This window comes from Paenibacillus dakarensis (genome assembly GCF_001373415.1).
Taxonomy (GTDB): Bacteria; Bacillota; Bacilli; order Paenibacillales; family Paenibacillaceae; genus Paenibacillus_AQ; species Paenibacillus_AQ dakarensis.
Genome location: NZ_CDSE01000081.1, coordinates 1 through 1,493 on the forward strand (window position 1 = coordinate 1; position 1,493 = coordinate 1,493).

The window sequence follows — 1,493 nt, forward strand, 5'->3', positions numbered from 1 at the left end:
CCGCCAGCCCCGCTTCCAACCGCAGGCGGCCCAGCAGGCAGCCAAGCTGGGCCGCAGCAAACCAGCCGGCGGACAGGTCAGCGCCGGCCTCCTCGAGCAGCAGCTCCACCTCACCGGCCAGCAAAGCCCGGCCGGATAAGGACAACGCCAGCTGCTCTGCCTGAACCCCGAGCTTGTCCCACAGGACAGTATCGTCCAAGCTCATCCTTCTCAGATGTTCCAAGTTCTCCATCTGATCGGCCCTCCACACCGCCATCTCAGCTGGCTTGCCGAGCAAGTGCTCCTCACTCCCGTTCGCCTCCGCAGTCCAATACCTTGCAAGCTCCTGCCGAATATAGCCGTACCACTCACGTAATCCCCAGCGATCCATGGCCCTGTCGAAGCGAAACCCATCCCGCAGACTGACCGCCCAGCCTAACGGCAAGCTGCGAGCAAGAAGAATAAACCGATCTGCAAGACGCAGCTTTCCTGCGTTATCCACACCCTTAACCGCAACATTTCGCCCATTGCTTACGCTTCTCCAATCCTCTAACTCTCCCGCTCTCCCCTCCCCCAACAGCCACCACCCTAAATCAACCCGGATATCGAGCGACACCTCAATCCGCCAACACCCCATTACCCCCACTGCATACACGGCTGCCTGCACCAGGTCATCCCCCTCTCAGAAATCTCAAAACTCAAGCGCCCAATCCCTGCTAAAGCCCCAAGGCCGGAGACTCCCATCTTTCTTCACTGAAACAGGATAAGCCACCAAGGAAGCTCTGTAACGTTCGATAAGGCTGCTCCAACTTTGCGGGGTATTTCAATAAGCTCGCCTTTTCTTCCTTCCATCCTCTCACCAACACAAAAAAGCACCCTCCTCTCCCATTCTCAGGCTGGAGTGTGCTTCACACCATTCTATCTTTAACCCGGGCAACTCTTCCCCATTCCAGAAGCCTAGCCCTGGACATAAGGGATTCGGAACGCCTCACTTGAAATTCGAAGATCAATCTTAATCCGTTTCTCTTCTTCATCATGAACCGAATCGGTCTGCCCAATCGTTGATTCCACATCCGGGGTCCAATCATATACATTCAGATCAATCGCGGATAAGCCCGCCATTCGATGTGCAATCTGAACCGTCTGATCATATGACTGGTCATCAAGGACGGTAACGCGTAACCTTGTTCCGCTTAGCAGGGCATACAGTGAAAGGGCTCTCAGATACCATTCCACCTGCCGCTCATGGTTGGAAGTAATCAAGACATAATGAATAACGGGATACCTTCTCGATGATGGTCTGCGATGCCTGCGGGCATTCAGAATGTGAACCAATGCAACAGCAACCCCATATATACCAAGTATCCACAGCAAATGGGCAACCATGAGACTCACCTCCTTCTCTTACCTGCAGTATATGCCGCAGCAGAAGAAGCGGTGACAAGGTTGAATTACAGCGCCCGCACCCATACAGCAGGTCACGGCAAAATACACAAAAAGGAACCGCCAATCCC

Annotated in this window: 1 protein-coding gene and 1 pseudogene; both read right to left on the bottom strand. The window is 54.1% G+C overall.

Annotation, left to right across the window (positions count from 1 at the left end):
* A pseudogene (locus BN1234_RS16890) lies at nucleotides 1-646 on the bottom strand (hypothetical protein); the annotation flags it as partial.
* A 290-nt stretch (nucleotides 647-936) separates the two neighbouring features.
* Nucleotides 937-1,365, bottom strand: coding sequence for a hypothetical protein (locus tag BN1234_RS16895; protein WP_054957824.1), 429 nt, complete (start codon nucleotides 1,363-1,365; stop codon nucleotides 937-939).
* Between the last annotated feature and the right edge of the window lie 128 nt (nucleotides 1,366-1,493).

Excerpts from the sequence above, each read along its gene's own strand:
- BN1234_RS16895 (WP_054957824.1), bottom strand. The coding sequence starts at position 1,365 with ATGGTTGCCCATTTGCTGTGGATACTTGGTATATATGGGGTTGCTGTT.